The 17,072-nt window shown below is 40.0% G+C and carries 18 protein-coding genes; 9 read left to right on the forward strand and 9 right to left on the reverse strand.

Annotated features, from left to right (window positions below):
* Window position 1: 1 nt before the first annotated feature.
* Entirely contained in the window at window positions 2-223 is a 222-nt protein-coding gene (locus tag ED622_RS11920; protein ID WP_122034284.1) for a sulfurtransferase TusA family protein, read from the reverse strand.
* A gap of 170 nt (window positions 224-393) precedes the next feature.
* Here ED622_RS11920 and ED622_RS11925 point away from each other — a divergent pair, with 170 nt between their 5' ends.
* Genes ED622_RS11925 through ED622_RS11935 form a run of 3 tightly spaced genes read left to right on the forward strand, consistent with a single transcriptional unit; the run spans window position 394 to window position 2,666 of the window.
* On the forward strand, window positions 394-1,848 hold the full coding sequence (locus tag ED622_RS11925; RefSeq protein ID WP_122034286.1) for a M48 family metallopeptidase: 1,455 nt from the start codon (window positions 394-396) through the stop codon (window positions 1,846-1,848).
* A 15-nt stretch (window positions 1,849-1,863) separates the two neighbouring features.
* A complete protein-coding gene (gene arsC, locus ED622_RS11930) occupies window positions 1,864-2,214 on the forward strand; it encodes an arsenate reductase (glutaredoxin) (protein ID WP_122034288.1) in 351 nt (116 codons plus the stop codon).
* 20 nt (window positions 2,215-2,234) lie between these two features.
* The gene (locus ED622_RS11935) at window positions 2,235-2,666 is read left to right on the forward strand and encodes a DUF2069 domain-containing protein (protein WP_122034291.1); all 432 of its coding nucleotides are present in this window, start codon (window positions 2,235-2,237) and stop codon (window positions 2,664-2,666) included.
* Window positions 2,667-2,748: 82 nt separating this feature from the next.
* On the opposite strand, the gene ED622_RS11940 is transcribed toward ED622_RS11935, so the two are convergent.
* Window positions 2,749-3,915 (reverse strand): DUF2066 domain-containing protein, encoded by a 1,167-nt coding sequence (locus ED622_RS11940; RefSeq protein WP_122034293.1) that lies wholly within the window; start codon window positions 3,913-3,915, stop codon window positions 2,749-2,751.
* Between the two features lie 205 nt (window positions 3,916-4,120).
* Here ED622_RS11940 and ED622_RS11945 point away from each other — a divergent pair, with 205 nt between their 5' ends.
* Window positions 4,121-5,371, forward strand: coding sequence for a uracil-xanthine permease family protein (locus ED622_RS11945; RefSeq protein WP_122034295.1), 1,251 nt, complete (start codon window positions 4,121-4,123; stop codon window positions 5,369-5,371).
* Between the two features lie 122 nt (window positions 5,372-5,493).
* On the opposite strand, the gene upp is transcribed toward ED622_RS11945, so the two are convergent.
* Window positions 5,494-6,120 carry a uracil phosphoribosyltransferase gene (gene upp, locus ED622_RS11950; RefSeq protein WP_045102702.1) on the reverse strand — a complete coding sequence of 209 codons (627 nt, stop codon included), beginning with the start codon at window positions 6,118-6,120 and terminating at the stop codon, window positions 5,494-5,496.
* A gap of 225 nt (window positions 6,121-6,345) precedes the next feature.
* Here upp and purM point away from each other — a divergent pair, with 225 nt between their 5' ends.
* Both purM and purN read left to right on the forward strand, forming a co-directional pair.
* A complete protein-coding gene (purM, locus tag ED622_RS11955) occupies window positions 6,346-7,386 on the forward strand; it encodes a phosphoribosylformylglycinamidine cyclo-ligase (RefSeq protein WP_045102703.1) in 1,041 nt (346 codons plus the stop codon).
* 138 nt (window positions 7,387-7,524) lie between these two features.
* Window positions 7,525-8,163, forward strand: a complete 639-nt coding sequence (purN, locus tag ED622_RS11960) for a phosphoribosylglycinamide formyltransferase (protein ID WP_174213445.1) — start codon at window positions 7,525-7,527, stop codon at window positions 8,161-8,163.
* A 52-nt stretch (window positions 8,164-8,215) separates the two neighbouring features.
* Here purN and ED622_RS11965 read toward each other — a convergent pair whose 3' ends face one another.
* Together ED622_RS11965 and lpcA are read right to left on the reverse strand one after the other, a co-directional pair.
* Window positions 8,216-9,043: a class II glutamine amidotransferase gene (locus tag ED622_RS11965; protein ID WP_122034298.1), complete on the reverse strand. Its 828-nt coding sequence runs from the start codon at window positions 9,041-9,043 to the stop codon at window positions 8,216-8,218.
* A gap of 74 nt (window positions 9,044-9,117) precedes the next feature.
* Window positions 9,118-9,699 carry a D-sedoheptulose 7-phosphate isomerase gene (lpcA, locus tag ED622_RS11970; RefSeq protein WP_045102705.1) on the reverse strand — a complete coding sequence of 194 codons (582 nt, stop codon included), beginning with the start codon at window positions 9,697-9,699 and terminating at the stop codon, window positions 9,118-9,120.
* A gap of 352 nt (window positions 9,700-10,051) precedes the next feature.
* Between lpcA and fadE the strand changes: the two genes are divergently transcribed.
* Window positions 10,052-12,499 (forward strand): acyl-CoA dehydrogenase FadE, encoded by a 2,448-nt coding sequence (gene fadE, locus ED622_RS11975; protein WP_122034300.1) that lies wholly within the window; start codon window positions 10,052-10,054, stop codon window positions 12,497-12,499.
* A gap of 71 nt (window positions 12,500-12,570) precedes the next feature.
* On the opposite strand, the gene ED622_RS11980 is transcribed toward fadE, so the two are convergent.
* The 3 genes from ED622_RS11980 to dnaQ all read right to left on the reverse strand — a co-directional run bounded on the left by ED622_RS11980 (window position 12,571) and on the right by dnaQ (window position 14,925).
* Window positions 12,571-12,750, reverse strand: coding sequence for a hypothetical protein (locus ED622_RS11980; protein WP_122034302.1), 180 nt, complete (start codon window positions 12,748-12,750; stop codon window positions 12,571-12,573).
* A gap of 174 nt (window positions 12,751-12,924) precedes the next feature.
* The gene (locus ED622_RS11985) at window positions 12,925-14,187 is read right to left on the reverse strand and encodes a TIGR03503 family protein (RefSeq protein ID WP_122034304.1); all 1,263 of its coding nucleotides are present in this window, start codon (window positions 14,185-14,187) and stop codon (window positions 12,925-12,927) included.
* 9 nt (window positions 14,188-14,196) lie between these two features.
* Complete coding sequence (dnaQ, locus tag ED622_RS11990; protein WP_122034306.1) at window positions 14,197-14,925, reverse strand: DNA polymerase III subunit epsilon; 729 nt, start codon at window positions 14,923-14,925, stop codon at window positions 14,197-14,199.
* Window positions 14,926-14,962: 37 nt separating this feature from the next.
* Between dnaQ and rnhA the strand changes: the two genes are divergently transcribed.
* On the forward strand, window positions 14,963-15,436 hold the full coding sequence (rnhA, locus tag ED622_RS11995; RefSeq protein ID WP_122034308.1) for a ribonuclease HI: 474 nt from the start codon (window positions 14,963-14,965) through the stop codon (window positions 15,434-15,436).
* On the opposite strand, the gene ED622_RS12000 is transcribed toward rnhA, so the two are convergent.
* Entirely contained in the window at window positions 15,433-16,173 is a 741-nt protein-coding gene (locus ED622_RS12000) for a methyltransferase domain-containing protein (protein WP_174213449.1), read from the reverse strand. The genes rnhA and ED622_RS12000 overlap by 4 nt on opposite strands.
* A 51-nt stretch (window positions 16,174-16,224) precedes the next feature.
* On the opposite strand from ED622_RS12000, the gene gloB reads away from it, so the two are divergent.
* Window positions 16,225-16,983 (forward strand): hydroxyacylglutathione hydrolase, encoded by a 759-nt coding sequence (gene gloB / locus ED622_RS12005; RefSeq protein WP_122034312.1) that lies wholly within the window; start codon window positions 16,225-16,227, stop codon window positions 16,981-16,983.
* The last annotated feature ends 89 nt before the right edge of the window (window positions 16,984-17,072 follow it).

Raw genomic sequence — 17,072 nt, forward strand, 5'->3', positions numbered from 1 at the left:
TCTACTTCCTAGTAACAGTTAAAAACGAACATGAGTCTGTTTGTTCTAAATGAATATCAAATGAGTGTTGTTCAAAGTACCTCATGATATCGGCTAACGATGTTTTGTCGACGACTTTGAGTTGTAATTGTTCATCTTTACCCAAAGAGTGACTCTCTCGTTTTGCTAATAGTAATGACATTGGGCAACGATGTTGTGATAAATCTACGCTTCTGGTTTTCATTCTACGACTCTATAGATATGATAGATTCCAATTAAAAGAGTATAAATCACATAATTAAAACAAAAAAGAAACCAATTCCAAATGTGATACTCTTATATAGCTCAATTACGCTATTATTTTTTCTACGACTTATCCAGATTAGTATTGTTAAAAGGATTTGCAAAAACAACATGTTCAAACTAAAAAAAATGGCCAGCGCTTTATTGATCACATCAATACTGACAAGCACGCTTCCTGTTTATGCAAATAACGACCTTAATCTCCCTGATATTGGTACGACGGCAGCATCAACGCTGACCATAGACCAAGAGCTTATCTATGGCGATGCGTATATGCGTATGCTTCGCGCAAGCCAACCTGTTATTAATGACCCTGTTTTAGCGGAGTATGTCCAAGATCTTGGTCATCGATTAGTTGCAAATGCCAGTGATGTCAAAACACCTTTTCATTTTTTCCTAATTAATAACAGAAATATCAACGCCTTTGCTTTCTTTGGTGGTTATGTTGCACTTCATTCTGGCTTATTTTTGCACGCGCAATCAGAAAGTGAACTTGCGTCGGTGGTTGCTCACGAAATCGCCCACATAACTCAACGTCACCTTGCTCGAAGTATGGAAGATCAGGCAAAACGTTCACCAGCAACCATGGCGGCTCTTATTGGATCATTACTGCTCGCTATTGCAGCCCCAGAAGCAGGGATAGCCGCGATTCATGCCACTACCGCTGGTGCAATGCAAAGTTCGATTAACTACACCCGTAGTAATGAAAAAGAAGCAGACCGGTTTGGTATCGATACCTTGGCAAAGTCTGGTTTTGATGTCTCAGCAATGCCGCGTTTTTTCTCTCGCTTAGCGGATCAATATCGCTATGCAAGCACACCACCACCCATGCTGCTGACTCACCCATTACCAACTTCTCGTATCACAGATAGCCGAGAAAGAGCGCAACAATACCCAATGCGTAGAGTGAGCACTTCATTACACTATCAACTTGCCCGTTCACGTATTGTGGCTCGTTACGCTGGAATTGATAGTAGTGCCGCTTTAGATTGGTTTTCACGTAAATCGAAAACGCATAATAGCGAGATTAAAAATGCCTTAAATTACGGTAAAGCATTAGTCTATATAGATTCAAAGCAATACGCGAAAGCACAACCCTTGCTTAGTGATTTATTAAAAAATGACCCTCTCAATGTTTTTTATATTGATGCGGCAACCGATTTAGATCTCTATACAAAAAAGAATGAGCAAGCCATTACGCGCTTAGAAAACGGCTTAGTTCAACTGCCAAATAATCCGGTATTAACCATTAACTACGCTCACGCCTTATCTGAAAGCAATAAACCCGCAGAAGCGGTTCGTGTATTACAGCGCTATACCCATGATAATCCAGACGATCCGACAGGGTGGCAATTATTGGCTAAGGCTTACCATGATAATGGCAGCGCTAATGGTGAATTAGCAGCAAGAGCAGAAGTCTACGCCCTTAAAGGTATGTGGAACAAAGCATTAAATAATTACACTCAAGCCAGTCAACTGGTTGAGTATGGAAGTTTAGATCAAGCAAGGTACGACGCAAGAATCGATCAGCTTCGTCTATCAAGAGAGCGTTTCAGCGCTTTATAATCAAAAGGAAAAAGTATGTCTGTTATTATTTATCATAACCCTCGTTGCTCAAAAAGCCGTGAAACATTAGCGCTATTAGAGGCTCAAGGCGTGACCCCAAGCGTTGTGAAGTACCTAGAAGAAACACCAAGTGTTGATGCCTTAAAAACGCTATTCTCTCAATTAGGGTTCGATTCTGTTCGTGACATGATGAGAGTAAAAGAAGCTGAATATAAAGAACAAAATCTAGGAGATAACTCAGTAACGGACGAGCAGCTCTTTGAAGCGATGGTACAAACACCAAAATTGATTGAGCGCCCTATTGTGGTTAACAACAACCAAGCAAAAATAGGTCGTCCACCAGAGCAAGTTTTAGAGATTTTATAGCATTAAGCAGGAAGCTAAACATGGATCCAGTTGAAATGAGCGCAGAAACAAAGCGCTATCGTTTTCTTGCACTATTTTGCAACTTAGCACTACTTGTCTTTGTCGCTCTTTGGCATAGTACTCTCTCTCCTCATCCGTTGATCAATCCATATGGCATTATGGTGGCATGGATTATTCCAATGCTTTTTCCACTAAAGGGGATCATTCAAGGTAAGCCCTACACGCACGCATGGGCAAACTTTATTTTAATGTTCTACTTTTTGCATGGTTTAACCATACTTTGGCTTGATGAGGGGGGGCGTTATTTCGCGCTAGTTGAAGTCATCCTTACCTCAGGGGCGTTTATTGGTAACATTTACTATGCTCGCTTACGAGGCAAAGAATTAGGATTAAAACTAAAACGTTTGTCTGAAGTAGAGAAAATAGAAAAAGCCAAATATACCGAGAAATAGTAAGCTTACAGACACAAAAAAGGTGATTACATTCATTATGTAGTCACCTTTTTTATTTATACTTATTAAGGGTAGAAATGTCTTAACTTGCGCTCAATTGATACTCATGAACGACTGGCTGAACTTCTTCAGCTTCAGTTTGCATCTCTTCGCTCACGACAGGCATACCGTCGTCTAATGGTAGTTCAGCTTCTTGCGCCACTTCCTCTGTAATAACATCAGTTTTAATATCATCATCTACAGCAACAGCAATTGGCTCTTCTGGAATGAGTGAAATACGTGAGTTCTTACTTAAAAGTTCATCATTAAACTGTTGATAATCACCTAGCAAGCTTAATGTGTAAGTGACTTTATCACCTTGGATTGTATTTACCTGCACACTAGCTACTGAGTTCATTTGCTGTAATTGCTTCTCAATAGTGAAAAAAGAACGTGTTGTATGAACGCCTTTAATCGATACTGTTTCTGACTCACTAGCCACTGCAGCTAAGTTCTTAGTGTACGTTTTAGCAAAGTAATCACTCACTTCATTAACCATATCAGCTAACTGAACAGAGCCCGATGCTCGACCTTCAATCGACTTTTTCGATGTCGTCACTAGATATTGAGGCGTAGAGTCAAATAGAGTCCATGTAGAGCTATTACCACGTACTTTTACGACTAAAATAGCTTGTGGATTATAGCGCTCACTCGCATCTGCAATTGGTTTTTTAAAGTTACCCCATAAATCTGGGATCTCGATTGAGGTCACATCATCAAAATCCCCTACAGGGAACATGACAGGTAAGCCTCTTTCATTCGCTGCATCTTTAATTCGAGTGATTAAACTGTTGTTTGATTGCTCCCAAATAATACTTCTTTGGTAATTGTATTCATTCACAATCCAAACCAATACCGATTTACGTGGCGTCTCCCAAATACCGACTTCAGCTTGAGTTAACAAACTCAATACCATTTTAGAGTTGTACCCTAGCTTCATCGCACGTGGGGCATCATCATAATCAACAAAGCTCATTTGCGTTACGTAGCGATCACTCTGCGTTAATGCTTTTTTTATCACTTCATTATCAGCAATCGTTGGTTGCCCTGATACTTTAACTAATACATTAACTAGGCCTTCTTTTTTCGCTAAGCTTTCTGCTTTTTCAGAGCCAGTTAATTGTACTTCGGTATGATAAAGATCACTTTGCTGCTGTGCAAAAACAGGTCCTGCAATCAGACAAACAACTAAACATAAAATACGTAACATCAAACAACCTATAAATACTTTTATAATTACCGCTGATAATAAGGGCTATCCCATTATTCAGCAAGGATTCGAATTGACTCAGATCTAATTTTCAAGCTATTAGAGTGATACTTTCGTAAAAAGTTTTATTTTTTCACGAGCTAAATCAAGATATTTATTAATAAAATAGTGATAGAATCCCTCAAATTCATTACTGGAAATGGAAATGCTATACAATTTGTTCCAAGGCTTTCAAATGTTGTTCGTTGCATTTGGTGCACTCGTTCTTGTCCCCCTCCTGACAGGCTTAGATCCTAATGTTGCTCTATTTGGTGCCGGTGTTGGTACCCTTCTCTTTCAATTAGTTACTCGTCGCTCTGTCCCTATCTTTCTTGCTTCTTCTTTCGCTTTTATCGCTCCAATTATTTATGGCACCCAAACATGGGGCATTCCCGCTACGATGGGCGGACTAATGGTTGCCGGTTTAGTGTACGTTGCATTAGGCGCGGTCATTAAAGTTCGAGGGGTGGCGTTTATTCATAAATTATTACCTCCAGTGGTCGTTGGTCCTGTGATCATGGTGATTGGTCTAGGTTTAGCCCCAACCGCCGTTAACATGGCACTAGGTAAGACAGGTGATGGTGGATTCCAGCTTGTTGATGGGCAAATTGCATTTTGGATTGCTGCAGCGTCGTTATTTACCACGATTGGCGTCAGTGTTTTCTCTAAAGGGTTCTTTAAATTACTGCCAATCCTTTCAGGTATCATTGTTGGCTATTCATTGAGCTTACTTTGCGGTATCGTCGATTTCACCCCTGTTCATCAAGCCGCTTGGTTTGCTCTACCTAACTTTACTTACCCTGAATTTAATATCAATGCGATCTTATTTATGATCCCTGTGGCTATTGCGCCAGCAGTTGAGCACGTGGGTGATATGTTAGCGATTTCAAACGTAACTGGTAAAGACTATCTTAAAAAGCCTGGTTTACACCGCACGATCACTGGTGATGGTATTGCGACAATGGCAGCCTCTCTTATCGGCGCGCCACCAAATACGACTTACAGTGAAGTGACCGGTGCAGTAATGCTAACCAAAGCATTTAACCCAGTTATCATGACATGGGCTGCTGTGTGTGCCATTGTTCTTGCTCTGGTTGGTAAGCTTGGTGCGATACTACAAACAATCCCAGTTCCTGTTATGGGTGGCATTATGATCTTGTTGTTTGGTTCTATCGCAACGGTTGGCCTAAATACACTGATTAAAAACCAAGTTGATTTACATAAAGCACGTAACCTAACGATTGTAGGTGTGACTTTAGTCTTTGGTATTGGTGGTATGGCGGTAGGTATTGGTGACTTTAACCTACAAGGCGTAAGTCTTTGCGGGATCGTTGCTATTGCACTTAATTTAATTCTTCCTGATGACCTAGGTGAAAGCCATGTTGTCGACAATGCACAGATGGAAGAAGATAAATAGTTCTAGGGTCTAGGGTCTAGGGTCTAGGGTCTAGGGTAAATAAAAAGGATTGATGATTACCCATCAATCCTTTTTTAATTCTTAAAGCATTAAGTAAATATATAATTACTTAATGGTACCGATTATTTAGTACCGAAGATCTTATCACCAGCATCGCCAAGACCCGGAACAATATAGCCCTTATCATTTAGCTTTTCATCGATAGCGGCAGTATAAAGCTCAACATCAGGATGTGCTTTTTCTAGCGCTTCAATACCTTCTGGTGCAGCAACAAGTACAAGTACTTTAAAGTGCTTACAACCGTTCTCTTTTAGAAGATCTAGTGTTGCGATCATAGAACCACCCGTCGCAAGCATTGGATCAACAACAAGAGCAATACGCTCATCGATGTTAGACGCTAACTTGTTAAAGTATGGTACAGGCTCTAGTGTTTCTTCATCACGATAAACACCAACAACACTAATACGTGCACTTGGGATATGCTCAAGAACACCATCCATCATGCCAAGACCTGCACGAAGAATTGGCACTACTGTTACTTTTTTACCTTTAATTTGGTCAACTTCAACAGGGCCGTTCCAGCCGTTGATAGTTACTTTTTCTGTTTCAAAATCTGATGTTGCTTCATAAGTCAGTAGGCTACCTACTTCAGTTGCTAATTCACGAAAACGCTTAGTACTGATCTCACCTTCACGCATTAAACCGATTTTATGTTTTATTAGCGGATGTTTTACTTCAACAACTTTCATTTCTGACTCCAGATATATTAATCAAACCTTTCAATTATACATGCTTTTTTCATTAAAAATAATTTCTAATAACAAAAAATGTGGTCATCTGACTAAAATAACTTACTTGCTTATTTTTAATTACAAAATTTCTTCAAATTTCCTTACGCAAACGTTTCCCTTTTTACATTGTGCTGTTAGAATGGCGCGGATTTTTGAAATCCAACCTATGGCGAGGACACCTCCGTGAGCGACAACAAAACTTCTCTTAGCTACAAAGATGCTGGTGTAGACATTGATGCTGGTAATGCACTTGTTGATCGAATTAAAGGCGTAGTAAAACGTACTCGTCGCCCTGAAGTAATGGGTGGCATTGGTGGTTTTGGTGCGTTATGTGAGCTTCCAACTAAATATAAACAACCTGTTTTAGTTTCTGGTACTGACGGCGTTGGTACTAAGTTACGTTTAGCGCTTGACCTAAATAAGCACGATACTATCGGTATCGACTTAGTGGCAATGTGTGTTAATGACCTAATTGTACAAGGTGGCGAACCTCTGTTCTTCCTTGACTATTATGCAACGGGCAAACTTGATATCGATGTGGCTGCTGAAGTAGTAACAGGTATCGGTGAAGGTTGTATTCAAGCAGGTTGTGCATTAATCGGTGGTGAAACTGCTGAGATGCCTGGCATGTACGAAGGCGAAGACTACGACGTTGCTGGCTTCTGTGTTGGTGTTGTTGAAAAAGAAGATATCATCGATGGCACAAAAGTCGCTGCTGGTGATGCACTAATTGCAGTTGGTTCAAGTGGCCCACACTCAAATGGTTATTCATTAATCCGTAAAATCCTTGAAGTTTCAAACGCGGATCTTAGCGAAGAGCTAAACGGAAAAACCGTTGCTGACCATCTTATTGAACCAACAAAGATCTACATTAAATCAGCACTTAAAATGATTGCAGAGCATGATATTCATGCTATCTCTCATATTACAGGTGGTGGTTTCTGGGAAAATATCCCACGTGTACTTCCTGAAGGCACAAAAGCAGTTGTTGATGGTAAGAGCTGGGAATGGCCTGCTATCTTTAACTGGTTACAAGAAAAAGGTAACGTAGATACCTACGAAATGTACCGTACCTTTAACTGTGGTGTAGGCCTTGTTATTGCACTCCCAAAAGAACAAGCTGAACAAGCTGTTGCTCTACTAAATGCCGAAGGCGAAAACGCTTGGGTAATTGGTGAAGTCGCGGCGGCTGAACAAGGTGAAGAGCAAGTAGAGATCCGTTAATCGATTTCCACAAACTTTGAACTAGTTCATAAAGCATAAATAGAAAGGTGATCAATTATTCGATCACCTTTTTTATATCTGCCATTTGTGCTCGAATGGTTATCATTACTTAATATTAAACAAAATAAGATCATTATAATGAAGAACATTGTTGTATTAGTCTCTGGAAGTGGCAGTAATCTACAAGCGTTTATTGATGCCTGTGGTAATAATATTCCAAATGCCCGTATTGCTGCGGTCATTTCAAATAAAAGTGACGCTTATGGATTACAGCGAGCACTAAATGCAGGAATTAATGCTCACTGTCTAAGTGCTGTTGGTTATGAAAGTCGTGAACAGTATGATGAAGCCTTAGCGACACTCATTGATATCCATCAGCCAGATGTGATTATTCTCGCTGGATTCATGCGTATTTTAAGTGAAGACTTTGTTTTACGTTATCAAGGTAAGATGCTGAATATTCACCCTTCTCTTTTACCAAAATACACCGGGTTGCATACGCACCAACGTGCTATTGATGCTGGAGATAAAGAGCACGGCACAAGCGTTCACTTTGTCACTCCTGAATTAGATGGTGGTCCGGTGATCCTTCAAGCAAAAGTACCTATTTTTGATAATGATAGCGCAGAAGAAGTCGCATCACGCGTGCAAGCTCAAGAGCACGTTATCTACCCTATGGTTGCCAATTGGTTAGTTGAAGAGCGATTAATCATGCAGGATGGTAAAGCCGTACTTGATGGTAATAGCTTAGGCCAATCAGGGTTAGAAACTGAATAATAAAAATGCCCATCAAGATGATATTGATGGGCATTTTTTTTATGCATAGTGCTTACGCATTAATTGGGCATTCTGATGGCGGTGGAGCCATATCAGGCACCGTATCATGATTACCTGCGGTTAATTCACCAAAATGAAACAGCGCATATTCGCCGACTTTCATTTTATGCCACTCTTCATTATCGGTTAATGGTCGAGTTACCACGACTGAAACCACATCATTCGGTGTCGTTTCTTTATGGAAATCTATCGTCACATCTTCATCAATCAATGAAGCTTGACCAAATGGCGCACGCCTTGTGATCCAATGTAAATTATTCGAACAGTAAGTCATCAGATACTCACCGTCACTCAAAAGCATATTAAACACCCCTAAGCTTCGCAGGTGATCACTACACTCAGAGACAAATTTAAACATCAGCATCATATCTTGAGGTGGCTCAGGATATTTATCTTCTAGCTGATTCAGCAACCAACAAAAAGCACGTTCACTGTCTGTTTCTCCAACAGGTCGAAAACGCCCTGTCGATAATTCATTAAAACCCGTTAATTGGCCGTTGTGAGCAAACGTCCAATACCTCCCCCATAACTCTCGTGTAAATGGATGGGTATTCTCGAGATTAACATCACCACGGTTTGCTTGGCGGATATGGCTTATCACAGCTTTACTTTTTATTGGGTAATCTTGAACTAACTCAGCTATTTTTGAGTGACAACTTGGCTTTGGGTCTTTAAATGTGCGAAATCCTTTCCCTTCATAAAAAGTTATTCCCCAGCCATCACGATGAGGGCCAGTATTGCCACCACGTTGAACTAAGCCTTTAAAACTAAAACAAATATCGGTTGGTACATTTGCACTCATTCCGAGCAATTCACACATACTTGCGCAACTCCTTTATTCGCAATCAAACGGTTCACAACAACTAAAAATCATTACGAACCGTTTCAGATGAATTATTTTTCCATTTCTTTTTCAATTAATTGAATAACAATATGGATAATTTTAATGTGGATCTCTTGAATACGGTCAGCATATCCGAAATGAGGTACACGGATCTCAACATCAGCAAGACCCGCCATTTTACCACCATCTTTACCCGTTAGAGCGATGGTTTTCATGCCTTTCTCTTTTGCCGCTTCAATAGCTTTTAAAATGTTACCTGAGTTACCTGAAGTCGATAAACCAAACAACACATCCCCTTTAGAGCCGACAGCTTGAGTGTAACGAGAAAAAACATGGTCATAACCAAAGTCGTTACTCACACAAGATAAATGGCTAGGATCAGAAATCGCAATACCTGGGTAACCTGGACGGTTTTCACGGTAACGGCCTGTTAGCTCTTCAGCAAAATGCATCGCATCACAGTGTGATCCACCGTTGCCACAAGACAATACTTTACCGCCTTGTTTAAATGAATCTGCAATAGTTTTGGCAGCTAACTCAATTTGAGCAAGGTTTTTATCGTCAGCTAAAAAGTCATTCAGTACTTGAGCGGCTTCTGTTAATTCAGAACGGATCAGATCTTGATAAGACATAGGATACTCTCTTTTATTATTTTCCCTAACTGGGGTTAATCTCAGTGTACCTATCCCGCTAAATCTTTAAAAGAGATTCACCTTATATTTCTTCTTTCTAGCGCATAAATTCTGCGATTCATCCCGGATTAAATTAGATATCGCGCACTCAAAAACAAATATTGTTTATTAATTACTCAAGCTAGATCACTTTTTAAGCATTAAGCTTATTTACTTTTTATTAACATTAGATCTACACTTAACATAACTGGTTAGACCTCTTATCAGGTTAAATTAAAAAATAACATTACGACCGAGTATCGTAACCACCTCTGTTCCTACAAACAGAGCAGCGCCGGAAAAGGAGAATCACATGGCCCTGACATTTTTAGCGACATTCATTGCACTTGCTGCATTAAGTTATCATAGACAATCCCTGCGAACCGCAACACTGGTCACCGCAGGTATTCTAGCGGTTAGTTCAGGGCTAGGTTATGCAGGCCTAATTACTTGGGGTGCCTTCTTAGTCATTGCTGTGCCATTGAATATCCCTTCAATTCGACAATCTATTTTCAGTAATAAAGCACTCGCTATGTTTAAAGGCGTGATGCCTGAAATGTCGCAAACTGAAAAAGACGCGATTGAAGCCGGTACAGTATGGTGGGAAGCGGAGTTATTTAAAGGAAATCCAGATTGGAAATTTCTGCATAACATTCCAAAAAATACGTTATCAGCGGAAGAACAAGCCTTTATGGATGGTCCAGTCGCTGAAGTGTGTCGCATGGTAAACGACTATGAAGTGACGCATGAACTTGCCGATTTACCACCAGAAGTATGGCAATATTTAAAAGACCATAAATTCTTCGCCATGATCATTAAGAAAAAATATGGCGGTTTAGAGTTTTCAGCGTATGCACAATCTTCTGTTCTACAAAAACTAACTAGTGTATCAGGTGTTCTTTCTATTACTGTTGGTGTTCCTAACTCATTGGGCCCTGGCGAACTTCTTCAACACTACGGTACTGAAGAACAAAAAAACCACTACTTACCTCGTCTAGCTGAAGGTAAAGAGATCCCATGTTTTGCGTTAACAAGCCCAGAAGCCGGTTCAGATGCAGGATCAATTCCTGACTTTGGTATCGTAACTAAAGGGATGTGGCAAGGCGAAGAAGTGATTGGTATGCGCCTTACATGGAATAAGCGTTACATTACCTTAGCTCCTGTTGCTACCGTTTTAGGCTTAGCGTTTAAATTACAAGATCCTGATGGCTTACTAGGTGATAAGAAAAACCTAGGTATTACTTGTGCTCTTATCCCTACCGATTTAGAAGGCGTTAAAATTGGCCGTCGTCATTTCCCATTAAATGTGCCATTCCAAAATGGTCCAACACAAGGTGACGATCTTTTTGTACCGTTAGATTACATCATTGGTGGGCAAGAAATGGCGGGACACGGCTGGCGTATGTTGGTTGAATGTCTGTCTGTTGGTCGTGGTATCACTCTACCATCAAATGCAACTGGTGGTGCTAAAATGGCCGCGCTTGCAACTGGTGCTTATGCTCGAATTCGTCGTCAGTTCAAACTTCCAATTGGTAAAATGGAAGGGATTGAAGAGCCATTAGCACGTATGGCAGGTAATGCTTACATGATGGATGCAGCAAGTGCACTGACGGTTGCTGGTATCGTTCAAGGTGAAAAACCATCAGTTATCTCTGCTATCGTGAAATACCACTGTACTCACCGAGCACAACGCATTGCTATTGATGGCATGGATATCGCTGGTGGTAAAGGCATCTGCTTAGGTAGCTCAAACTTCTTAGCACGTAGTTACCAAGGATCACCGATTGCGATTACCGTGGAAGGGGCAAACATACTGACTCGTTCAATGATCATTTATGGTCAAGGGGCTATCCGTTGTCATCCTTATGTTCTTGAAGAGATGGATGCGGCTTATTTAGAAGATAAACAAGCGTCTCTTGAGAAATTTGATGCCGCCGTCTTTGGTCACATTGGCTTTGGTATCAGTAACTTTGTACGCTCACTATGGTTTGGTTTAACCGATGGCCGTGGTTCTAAAACGCCATTCAGTGATGAAACAAAACGTTATTACCAACAAGTAAACCGCTACAGTACCAACCTTGCATTGTTATCTGATATTTCAATGGCAGTTCTAGGTGGTAGCTTAAAACGTCGCGAACGTATGTCAGCTCGCCTTGGTGATATTTTAAGTCAACTTTACTTAACTACATCGGTCCTAAAGCGTTTTGATGATGAAGGTCGCCAGAAAGAAGATTTAGCATTAGTGCATTGGAGTGTTCAAGATTCACTACATCAAGCAGAACAAGCGATTGATGGGTTACTAGCAAACTTCCCAAATCGATTTGTTGCAGGTGCTATGCGCTTTATCCTATTACCAACAGGTCTTCGTCGCCAACGCCCAAGTGATAAACTTGATCATAAACTGGCTCGTATCCTTCAAGAGCCATCAGGTGCACGTAGCCGAATTGGTCGTGGATTATTCTTAGAAGCAAGTCGATTTAATCCAGTTGGAAAAATGGAAGAAGCGCTAATTGATATCTTAACTGCCGAGCCAATTTATGATCGAGTATGTAAAGAGTCAAAACAACGCTTACCTTTCATGCAATTAGATCGTGTCGCTAAAATAGGGTTAGAACTAAATATCATCTCTGATAAAGAAGCTCTACTACTTCGCAAAGCAGAGAAGAGCCGCTTAGCAACCATCAGTGTAGAGGACTTTGACCCAAGTGAACTTATCGTAAAGCCACAAACTAATAACTTTGAGCACAGTAAAATAGCTTAATATCAATAAAAATAGATAGTAAAAGGCCAGAGCAAATGCTCTGGCCTTTTTTAATTTAGCGATTAGGGAAACTATCTATTTAAGTTTACCACTAACTTTAAGTAAATAATTTCTTCGATGGATAAGTAATCAACGCTGTTATTATCAACACCTAGTAAGCCACAACCAATCAACTGGCTTAGTGTTACTTTCTTATTCTTCATCAGTAGATCATTAAACGTTTCTTCTAACGCCAGTCTATACTTATCCAAAATAGTCCCCCTATCAATAATTGACAGGATTATATTTAATAAAAAGATAGAATACAAACTTTATAAAAAAGCAATCGTTATCTATGTAAAAAATGTAACAAAATAAATAATTAACAATAAAAACCGCACTTATGCGGCTTTTTATACCAATGTAATTAGAATGAGAGGCTTACATTAGACTTTAGGTGGCGGTGGCATTGATAGCTTTTCTGATTTAGGCGATGCTGCTTTTTGTGCTTTAACTGCCTTTATCTTTTTCCAGCCAAAAATCCCCGCAAAAGTAAGAAGGATAATAAGTAAATTACCAACAGCAATATAAATCCAAAACCATTTACGAGCCTCAGCTCGCTCGATTTCTAATTTTTTCTGCTCTTCAATTTTACGTTGCGCCGCTTCTTCTTTAATTCTTGCTTCATAAGCCGCTTTTAAATCAATCGGCTCAGTAACACCATAATTATGCTTTCCAAGGTAAAATTGAAGCGGACGATTTGTCGCTAAGTCCGTTGCATATACCCAGCCAGACCACGTATTTTTGCCTGGTAAATAGCTATTAGGTAAATCAAAATAAAGTTTACTCTCTTCTTTCTCAGCTTGAGATTGAGTCACTGTTACAGCTTTATTTGGATCAATTTGTTCAATATGAGCGGCAAGTGAGCCCGCTTTAATCAATCCCCCCTCAGTATCAATACTCATCGAATGACTGCGATTTTCATTACGAGCCTGAGTAAAACTTGCACGAATAGGCGCAGGATAAACTAATACATCTTGCTCTACTGTTCTAAGAAAAACACCGTTACGAGATTGAATTCGAACCCAATATTTACCCGGTTTAATGTTTATTGGAAGATTAACGGTAAAAATACCATCGGCAGCAACTTCATCAAGATCTTGACCATCATCTTCAAAAGTCCCTAGAACCTCAGCTAAAGGGCGTGCCTCTTTCACTAACTCTTTTTCATTTGCAAGATAAGGTGTAAACGTGACATTCAACTTAATCCGATTTAAAAAATCACGCAATACAAGTGGTTTACCGTCTTGTAGCAAGCGAGCGGTAAACTTTAAACTTTCAGATTGGTACAGTTTTTTCGGTAGCGTATCTACATTAAGAGTCAAATTAGATAATATTTTTATTTTATTATCTGGAGTGATCTTACCTATCGCTTGCCATGGACCGGGCATAGGGTTTTCAATAGAAATGATGTCCATACCACTTTCTTCATACCAAGCAACATGCTCAGGGTGCTCCCACGCATAATACTTAGTGCCATCCGGACGAACGAGCGTTACAGCTTGAGATGCTTTTTCTCTATAAACTAAAAAAGAAACTTGTTTTATGGTTGGATCAACTCGAAAACGGTTATCCAACCACGACATTTCAGTACTCTTTGCCCAAGAAACCATTGGGACAAACAGCACTATCATCAATAACCGCCACATATTACACTCCTAACTACGCCACAAACAGGCATCACCAACTATATCCAAACGCTTTTCATGCGCTTCTATTTCATCGGCCGTTGCACGTAAAACCTTTAATCCTTTTCTTCCTGAATTCAATCTTTTAATGCTTTCTTCAGAAGAATCTGATTGGTTTTCTGCATTAAAACTCAAGCTGGTTTGCCCACCGGTCATTAGCAGATAAACATCAGCCAAAATCTCAGCATCGAGTAAAGCGCCGTGAAGTGTTCGGTGTGAGTTGTCTATTCCGTATCGGTCACAAAGAATATCCAGATTATTACGCTTGCCTGGGAAGATTTTCTTCGCCATGGCCAAGGTATCGGTAATTTTACAATACTGGTCAGTTGTACCTATCAGCTTGTTTAATTTACTGAACTCATAATCCATAAAGCCGACATCGAAGGGCGCGTTATGAGCGACTAACTCAGCCCCTTTGATGAACGCTAAAAACTCATCATGGACGTCTTTATATTCAGGTTTGTCATACAAAAATTCATCGGTAATACCATGTACATCAATCGCTTCAAGATCAATTAATCGATCAGGCTTGATATACACATGGAAGTGGTTACCAGTTAACTTTCGGTTGATGATCTCGACCGCACCAATTTCAACAATACGGTGGCCTTCATAGACTGGGCCGCCAGCAAAGTTCATACCGGTGGTTTCTGTATCGAGAACAATAATTCGATTCGGGGAATTGTCGCTAGTATTCATAGGCTCATTTGTGTCAGACTATTTCTAAATTCTTCTAATGATAACAGAGATAATGAAGCAGGTTGAAATTTTCACAGATGGTTCTTGCTTAGGCAATCCAGGTCCTGGTGGTTACGGTATTGTGATGCGCTATAAAGGCACAGAAAAAACCTTTGCCGAAGGGTTTAATCAAACCACCAATAATCGCATGGAAATGTTAGCGGCCGTAATTGCTCTACGTAATTTAAAAGAGCCATGCTCTGTAATATTAACGACAGACAGCCAATACGTTCGTCAAGGGATCACCCAATGGATCCATGGGTGGAAAAAACGCGGTTGGATAAAAGCAGATAAAAAACCAGTAGTTAATGCTGATCTTTGGAAACAATTAGACGCAGAAGCAGAACGACACACGATTGACTGGCGCTGGGTTAAAGGTCATGCCGGCCATCGTGAAAATGAAATGTGTGATGACCTAGCAAGAACAGCAGCTGAAAATCCGACTCAAGATGATGCGGGTTATCCGGGTTAATCTGATTTAACCTTACTTTGACGTGTTTGAGCGACTGAAATAGGAGCCAATTTCGGCTTCTTTTTCCAAGCAGATTTAATCGGTCTCAATGGGTAAGTACGTTTTCTTGCTACGATAAAATAGATACCGCTGATTGGCTTAACAGAATCTCCACCTAAGTTTTCAAACCACGTCCATATTGTGCGATAGCGAGTCAAAGGCGCTAAAGCAAAACAGTCGCTATACACTACCTCAAAATTTAATACGCTAAGCCAATCTTTAATTCGGTGAGGGGTAAACATACGCCCACTCCACGGTAAATTATTTTTTCGCCAAGGGAATAAACTCGCAATACCTATGGCACTCATAGGATTAAAGCCCGTTAAAATAATATAGCCGTCATTAATTAAAACTCGATCGACTTCCCTTAATAACTGGTGTGGATCAGATGAATAATCAAGCTGATGAGCAAGCACACACGCATCAATACTTTTTTCTAAAAAAGGCAATTGAGGGAGCTCAGAACTAATATTCTTTAATGAATTTTTGTTATCTAGGTTAACTTGGTGTTTAATATTACAAAAGCGACTATCAAGCTCAGCACTTAACCCACCAATTTTAAGCATGTGGTAACCAAACAGTTTAGGGCACCATTCATCAAGACGAGACTGAATTAGCTCACCGATCCACTCACCGTGAGGGATGTCTGACCATGAATGCGGCCTTTCAATTTTTTTATCAAGCAGTGCTGGCTTAATCAATATCGTTACCTATAACTATTTATGATACAAAATTTGGAGATAAGGTTAATGCTATCAATAAAAAGCATACCTGCATTTAATGATAATTACATTTGGCTAATTCACAACACTGATAATCATTGTGTTGTGGTTGACCCAGGAGATGCAGCCCCAGTATTAGCATGTATTAAAGCACATAATTTTATTTTAGATGCTATTTTGATTACTCACCACCACCACGATCATATTGGCGGTGTTCCTGAACTCGTACGTCAGTTTCCTAATATTAATGTGGTTGGCCCAGAAAATGAACCGATTCCAACCTTAACTCATCCTGTTCGTGACGGTGACTTCGTTGAAATATTTGACGAAAAGTTCATGGTACTTGGTGTTGAAGGTCACACCAATGGCCATATTGCTTATGTCGGCGATGAAAAACTTTTTTGTGGAGATACCCTATTTTCTGCTGGTTGTGGTCGTTTATTTGAAGGCACCGCAGAACAGATGTTTCATTCCCTACAAAAATTAGCGGCACTACCCGATGAGACAGAAGTGTACTGTGCTCATGAATATACCGCTTCAAACTTAGCATTTGCTCTCACTGTTGAGCCTGATAATGACTATTTACAGCAATACCGAGAAAAAGTTCTTAAGCTTCGCGCTAATGGTAAATCAACAATTCCATCAACAATGCAACGTGAAAAACTAATCAACCCATTTTTAAGAACCAATGAAGCCAGTGTGAAACAGGCTGTTGCAGGTAAGGTACTTAACAATACAGAAGTTGAGACCTTTGCCGCATTAAGAAGATGGAAAGATGAGTTTTAAGTAGGAAACTTGTCTGAAGTGTGGTTGCAACGTATTATCCGTGTCCAAATAAAAAATATGAATGCCAATATCATCAATTGATGTTGGCA

Source organism: Aliivibrio sp. EL58 (assembly GCF_900312675.1).
Classification (GTDB): Bacteria; Pseudomonadota; Gammaproteobacteria; order Enterobacterales; family Vibrionaceae; genus Aliivibrio.

Coding starts and splice junctions, on each gene's coding strand:
- ED622_RS11920 (WP_122034284.1), bottom strand. CDS start 223: ATGAAAACCAGAAGCGTAGATTTATCACAACATCGTTGCCCAATGTCA.
- ED622_RS11925 (WP_122034286.1), top strand. CDS start 394: ATGTTCAAACTAAAAAAAATGGCCAGCGCTTTATTGATCACATCAATA.
- arsC (WP_122034288.1), top strand. CDS start 1,864: ATGTCTGTTATTATTTATCATAACCCTCGTTGCTCAAAAAGCCGTGAA.
- ED622_RS11935 (WP_122034291.1), top strand. CDS start 2,235: ATGGATCCAGTTGAAATGAGCGCAGAAACAAAGCGCTATCGTTTTCTT.
- ED622_RS11940 (WP_122034293.1), bottom strand. CDS start 3,915: ATGTTACGTATTTTATGTTTAGTTGTTTGTCTGATTGCAGGACCTGTT.
- ED622_RS11945 (WP_122034295.1), top strand. CDS start 4,121: ATGCTATACAATTTGTTCCAAGGCTTTCAAATGTTGTTCGTTGCATTT.
- upp (WP_045102702.1), bottom strand. CDS start 6,120: ATGAAAGTTGTTGAAGTAAAACATCCGCTAATAAAACATAAAATCGGT.
- purN (WP_174213445.1), top strand. CDS start 7,525: ATGAAGAACATTGTTGTATTAGTCTCTGGAAGTGGCAGTAATCTACAA.
- ED622_RS11965 (WP_122034298.1), bottom strand. CDS start 9,043: ATGTGTGAATTGCTCGGAATGAGTGCAAATGTACCAACCGATATTTGT.
- lpcA (WP_045102705.1), bottom strand. CDS start 9,699: ATGTCTTATCAAGATCTGATCCGTTCTGAATTAACAGAAGCCGCTCAA.
- fadE (WP_122034300.1), top strand. CDS start 10,052: ATGGCCCTGACATTTTTAGCGACATTCATTGCACTTGCTGCATTAAGT.
- ED622_RS11985 (WP_122034304.1), bottom strand. CDS start 14,187: ATGTGGCGGTTATTGATGATAGTGCTGTTTGTCCCAATGGTTTCTTGG.
- dnaQ (WP_122034306.1), bottom strand. CDS start 14,925: ATGAATACTAGCGACAATTCCCCGAATCGAATTATTGTTCTCGATACA.
- rnhA (WP_122034308.1), top strand. CDS start 14,963: ATGATAACAGAGATAATGAAGCAGGTTGAAATTTTCACAGATGGTTCT.
- gloB (WP_122034312.1), top strand. CDS start 16,225: ATGCTATCAATAAAAAGCATACCTGCATTTAATGATAATTACATTTGG.